The 4429-nt window shown below is 42.5% G+C and carries 9 protein-coding genes; 7 read left to right on the top strand and 2 right to left on the bottom strand.

The genetic code is table 11. The features are described 5' to 3' along the window. Window positions 1–258 precede the first annotated feature (258 nt). The 7 genes from NBH16_RS23085 (at window position 259) to NBH16_RS23060 (ending at window position 2921) form a co-directional block, all read left to right on the top strand. The gene (locus NBH16_RS23085; protein WP_004295507.1) at window positions 259–510 is read left to right on the top strand and encodes a type II toxin-antitoxin system Phd/YefM family antitoxin; all 252 of its coding nucleotides are present in this window, start codon (window positions 259–261) and stop codon (window positions 508–510) included. Then, entirely contained in the window at window positions 507–782 is a 276-nt protein-coding gene (locus NBH16_RS23080) for a type II toxin-antitoxin system YoeB family toxin (protein WP_004327436.1), read from the top strand. The genes NBH16_RS23085 and NBH16_RS23080 overlap by 4 nt, the downstream gene beginning before the upstream one ends. A 10-nt stretch (window positions 783–792) precedes the next feature. Continuing rightward, window positions 793–990 (top strand): hypothetical protein, encoded by a 198-nt coding sequence (locus NBH16_RS23075; protein ID WP_007209655.1) that lies wholly within the window; start codon window positions 793–795, stop codon window positions 988–990. A gap of 181 nt (window positions 991–1171) precedes the next feature. Further along, a complete protein-coding gene (mbpA, locus tag NBH16_RS23345; RefSeq protein WP_004327437.1) occupies window positions 1172–1471 on the top strand; it encodes a mobilization protein MbpA in 300 nt (99 codons plus the stop codon). Continuing rightward, on the top strand, window positions 1468–2262 hold the full coding sequence (gene mbpB, locus NBH16_RS23070; RefSeq protein ID WP_007560590.1) for a mobilization protein MbpB: 795 nt from the start codon (window positions 1468–1470) through the stop codon (window positions 2260–2262). The genes mbpA and mbpB overlap by 4 nt, the downstream gene beginning before the upstream one ends. Next, window positions 2219–2671 (top strand): mobilization protein MbpC, encoded by a 453-nt coding sequence (gene mbpC / locus NBH16_RS23065; protein WP_004295511.1) that lies wholly within the window; start codon window positions 2219–2221, stop codon window positions 2669–2671. Before mbpB ends, mbpC begins: the two co-directional genes overlap by 44 nt. Before the next feature lie 19 nt (window positions 2672–2690). Beyond that, window positions 2691–2921, top strand: a complete 231-nt coding sequence (locus NBH16_RS23060) for a hypothetical protein (protein ID WP_007560596.1) — start codon at window positions 2691–2693, stop codon at window positions 2919–2921. A gap of 38 nt (window positions 2922–2959) precedes the next feature. On the opposite strand, the gene NBH16_RS23055 is transcribed toward NBH16_RS23060, so the two are convergent. Then, on the bottom strand, window positions 2960–3964 hold the full coding sequence (locus NBH16_RS23055; protein ID WP_007755890.1) for a replication initiation protein: 1005 nt from the start codon (window positions 3962–3964) through the stop codon (window positions 2960–2962). After that, window positions 3915–4100 (bottom strand): hypothetical protein, encoded by a 186-nt coding sequence (locus NBH16_RS23050; RefSeq protein ID WP_007560600.1) that lies wholly within the window; start codon window positions 4098–4100, stop codon window positions 3915–3917. Before NBH16_RS23050 ends, NBH16_RS23055 begins: the two co-directional genes overlap by 50 nt. Window positions 4101–4429 lie beyond the last annotated feature (329 nt).

The following is a 4429-nucleotide window of genomic DNA, read 5'->3' as shown; positions in this document are numbered from 1 at the left end:
ATAATTTTTAGTTAAAAAAAAAAGCTGATAAGCATATAAACAAGTTATGCTTTATAACAAGTCATTGATTTTTTACGGATAAGTGGTTGATTTACTGTCGGAAAAAGAAAAACAATAGGGGAAAAAAGCAAAGCAAAACCAACCAACGGGCGGTAGGACTGTGAACGGCTTTTTATGGCGTGTACACATTTGTGTGCAAAAAGTTTGTATTTTATTGAAATATAGCTATCTTTGTACTGAATTTAAAAGCAAACAGATATGGAAGCATTATCAGTAAGAGAATACCGTAACAACCTCGCAGCGTCTTTCACCAAAGCTGACAATGGCGAGCAGGTACTAATTCGCAGGAAAAACGAGATTTACGCTTTGGTAAAAGTTGGTCGTGAAGATTTGATGATAACCCCGGAACTGCAAGCAAGGATTGACAAGGCAAGGGAAGAAATCAAATCCGGAAAGTGTGTTACCCTCAAAAGCAGTGAGGATATTGATGCTTATTTCGACAGTCTATGATGTACACAATTAGGGTTTCCGACGGGGTGGATAAGGTGATTGCCAAATGGAAGAAATCAAACCCCAATTTGTTCAAGAAGTATAAGAAAATCTACAAAGAATTGTTAGAGCACCCTAAGACTGGGCTTGGGCATCCCGAAGCGTTAAGGGGCGGTGGGGATATTACATGGTCTCGACACATTACCGCCCATGACCGGATAATCTATGACATTTACGAGGAAGTGGTAGAGGTCTACATTTTGGAGGTAGAGGGGCATTACAACGATAAATGATAAAACTGTTATGGTCGAATATTGTGTTTACTGGTTAGAGAACGGCGAGCCTATGCACGAGGTGTTCTCTAACCTTGCCGCCGCCGAGATGTACTCATGTGCGATAAGAGGGAAAGAAAACGTTGAATGGGTGGAGGTGTCCGAAGAAGAAGCCATTGATTTGGACGAACTGAAAGACATGTTCCCGGATGACTTCTGCGGCGTGTAATCCCCTTGGGTAGAAATTGTTAGGCTGTGGGGGATTTTCTAACATGCCTGGGCTTTTTGCCGGGCGGTTGGCGTGGATGTATTCCCATGCGGCATGTGTATATATAGCAAGAAGTGTCCTTGTCGGACAATTCTTGCTTTTCTCGCTTTGCTCAAAAAGATTTTAAGATTACCTTTGTGGCATGGAACTAAGACGGAACGAAAAGATTACATTCCGATGTACCGAACTTGAAAAGGACGCACTTGCGGAGCAGGCAGCCCGGTGCAGTCTAAGCGTATCGGAATACTGCCGGAGTTTGTCCCTTGGGGGGCGCCCAAGGGAGAGGTACACCGAGGAGGAACGGCAGCTTCTCCGGGACATAGCCCAGTTGAAAGGAACGCTCCAACGGCTGAACAACTACTTCGGTGGTCGCCAGTACCGGGAAGTGTTCGAGGAGAACCGGGCACTAATTACAGAGCTCAAAAAAATACTCTCACGATGATAGGGAAAGGGAAAAGCATATCACATGGTGTGGCGGCATTGGAGTACGACCTCGCCAAAGAGATAAACGGGCAGGCAGTAGCCACCGAGATAGCCCGGCATGAACTTTATGGGTGTACTGGTGCGGAAATGGTGCAGGAAATGAAACCGTATCACATTGATTTTCCGAACGTAAAAAACAACTGCCTACGTTTCGAGGTCAGCCCCTCGATAGAGGAAAGCGCCACCTTTACGGATGCGGACTGGGCGGAACTTGGTAACGACTTCATGCAGCGCATGGGGTTGGCGAACCACCAGTACATCATCATCCGGCACAGCGGTACGGAGAGCAAGAAAGAGCAAGCCCACCTGCACATACTGGCAAACCGGGTTTCCCTTTCCGGGGAACTGTACCGGGACAACTGGATAGGGAAAAAGGCAACGGAAGCCGCCAATGCCATAGCCAAGGAACGGAACTTTGTACAGTCGCAGGACATTGGCAAAGTCAACAAAGCGGAAATCAAGGAAGCCATGGACGGCGTATTGAAGAAGATGCAGGGCTTTGACTTTACCAAATTCAAGGAAGAACTTGGTAAGAGAGGTTTTAAAGTCCGGGAAGCCAGGGCAAGCACCGGGAAACTTAACGGCTACTATGTCACAGCCCGAAGCGGTACGGAGTATAAGGCAAGCGAGATAGGGAAAGGCTACACTCTCGCCCATATCGAGCGGACACAAAGCAAACTGAAGTGCAACTCAATGAACATATCTCATGGAAACAAACTCACACCCGGAAGCGGCAGCTTCCAACGTTAAGCAGGGACAGTACAGCCCCCGGAAAAGAAAAGACACAACGCCAAGGGTAAACCCGCAGCTTGCGGTAGAACTGGTGTATCAAGAACTAAAGCGTGTTGAAGTCTATACGAAGCGCATAGAGGACGCAACAGCCCGAAAGGTACAAATAGACGGGAAAAGCCTTGAAAGTGCCGAAAATCGCCTAAAAAACGTATTGGCGGACTTTGAACGGCAGGGGTATAGAATGAAAAACGGCGGTTATGTGGACAAACGAATTTCGTTCTACTCAATCCTTTGTGCTGTTATCTCCCTATTGTTCGCTTGTTTCATGTGCTATCTTTGGACGGATGCAGCCAAAGACCGGGACAACTACAAGCAGTATTATGAATACTACCAAGAGCAGGCAAGGGAACAAAAGGGGAATAAATAAACATCTAACTTTACGAATTATGGGAACAGCGGAACACGAAGAACCCCGGTTCTTCTTCATACTGAACAAGGGTGCGAAGTCCGGCGGCGAAATCACCCATGCCGTCCTAAACGGTAGTATCGTTTCGAAGCCGGCAGGCTGGGACGCCTTTCATGGGCTTGTACTGGCGAAAGAGAAACTAAGCAGCGAGGAAATACAGCGGCAGATGAAAGAGCTTGGTGTAGAAATGGAAATCGTTCCTCTGATTTGACAAGATTACCCCGGTATATTTCAGCCGGGGTAATCTTGTCACTTATCCTTGATTTTCCCTTTAAGGGCATTTATAATCCACCCTTTTGGATTTGTTTTTGTCCTTGATTTTCCTCTAAGTATGGCGAGTTCTGTCATGATGTCTGGAAGTTCCATTTGTGCTGTTACAAATAAATCCCGGTTGTTTTTGATTTCTTTATCGGAGAACTCCAAAGATGTTTTTAAGTAACTTATCACTTGCCTACCTAAATCCCATGAAAGCCCGGTTTGCTTTTGTAGCTCTTTTTTGTATAGCTCTGCATCACGATGCTCTGGCTTGAATATTGGATAGAAGTTGAAACTTACAATTTTTTTCCCTTCCTTGTTTGCGGACCATTCGAATGTATAAGGACTTAGTTCGTCCAGCTCATTTTTTGCAGGTTCAATTACTTTCCGGACAAAATCGTTTGTCTTTGCGTATTTATCTTGTACTTTAAACATTTCTTTGAGCTGTTCAAGTGGATAGATTAGTTTTGTTTTCTGACCGCTTAAAAGTTCGTAGAACCGCATAGAATATACACTCTTAAACTTCATCGCAGTGGCTAATTCGTATTTGCGAAACCCTTTTGAAAAATCTAAGCAGCAGTCCCATATGTGTGAGTCTATTTGGAATGATACAACAGATGAACGCTTCTTTATCTTTGGCAATGCAATAATAGAAATGCTTATCCATTCTTTTTCATCCTCATAGGTAAAGATTTTCTTTTGTAGAGATAACAGTGCTTGTTTTACACGTGTGTAGTTTTCATCACTTTCTCCATTTAGCAATGAAGCAATAGGCATTGTGATGTGAACGGTATCAAAAAGTGTGTGTTCTATTTTTTTACAATCAGTTGCAAATCTAACTCCTTGGAGTTCACCTTGAGCCATTTCTACAATTCTATAAAGTATGCGCTTCTCATAAACGGAAAAGTCATACTTGGCTGTCGTCATAATATAGCTTTGTATTTGGTCTTTATTGACGACTGTTACACTGTTGTTCTTCTGTTGTTTCGTTTTCATCATCTACACGAAAGGATAAAATACTGTTGGCTTTATCTATGTGAGGAGCGTATATTTCAGAAAATTTTGCGAGGATAGAAATTGCGTTTTTAACCCTTTCAAATTCTTCTTTCTTAAAATGAACTATGATTTTCTTCATCCTTTATTGATTATTAGTATGTTGCGCAAATATAATAAGTAATTACGACTTGTGCAAATGAAAATCGTAGATGATGCAAAATAACATTCAAAAAGTCGTATTTGGAAGGGAAAATAACATTCAAAAAGTCGTAGTAATGTGTTAAATAGCATTCAAAAAGTCGTAGTAATGTGTTAAATAGATTGTGTAAGTTATTGGATTTCAGCATAATTTTTAGTTAAAAAAAAAAGCTGATAAGCATATAAACAAGTTATGCTTTATAACAAGTCATTGATTTTTTACGGATAAGTGGTTGATTTACTGTCGGAAAAAGAAAAACAATAGGGGAA

It is taken from the genome of Parabacteroides sp. Y3-G-102 (assembly GCF_023656845.1).
GTDB classification, from domain to species: Bacteria; Bacteroidota; Bacteroidia; order Bacteroidales; family Tannerellaceae; genus Parabacteroides; species Parabacteroides distasonis.
The sequence above is the reverse complement of the archived record's forward strand: the minus strand, read 5'-3'. Positions and strand labels throughout refer to the sequence as shown.

Excerpts from the sequence above, each read along its gene's own strand:
- mbpA (WP_004327437.1), top strand. The coding sequence starts at position 1,172 with ATGGAACTAAGACGGAACGAAAAGATTACATTCCGATGTACCGAACTT.
- NBH16_RS23060 (WP_007560596.1), top strand. The coding sequence starts at position 2,691 with ATGGGAACAGCGGAACACGAAGAACCCCGGTTCTTCTTCATACTGAAC.
- NBH16_RS23080 (WP_004327436.1), top strand. The coding sequence starts at position 507 with ATGATGTACACAATTAGGGTTTCCGACGGGGTGGATAAGGTGATTGCC.
- NBH16_RS23085 (WP_004295507.1), top strand. The coding sequence starts at position 259 with ATGGAAGCATTATCAGTAAGAGAATACCGTAACAACCTCGCAGCGTCT.
- mbpB (WP_007560590.1), top strand. The coding sequence starts at position 1,468 with ATGATAGGGAAAGGGAAAAGCATATCACATGGTGTGGCGGCATTGGAG.
- NBH16_RS23075 (WP_007209655.1), top strand. The coding sequence starts at position 793 with ATGGTCGAATATTGTGTTTACTGGTTAGAGAACGGCGAGCCTATGCAC.
- NBH16_RS23050 (WP_007560600.1), bottom strand. The coding sequence starts at position 4,100 with ATGAAGAAAATCATAGTTCATTTTAAGAAAGAAGAATTTGAAAGGGTT.
- mbpC (WP_004295511.1), top strand. The coding sequence starts at position 2,219 with ATGGAAACAAACTCACACCCGGAAGCGGCAGCTTCCAACGTTAAGCAG.
- NBH16_RS23055 (WP_007755890.1), bottom strand. The coding sequence starts at position 3,964 with ATGATGAAAACGAAACAACAGAAGAACAACAGTGTAACAGTCGTCAAT.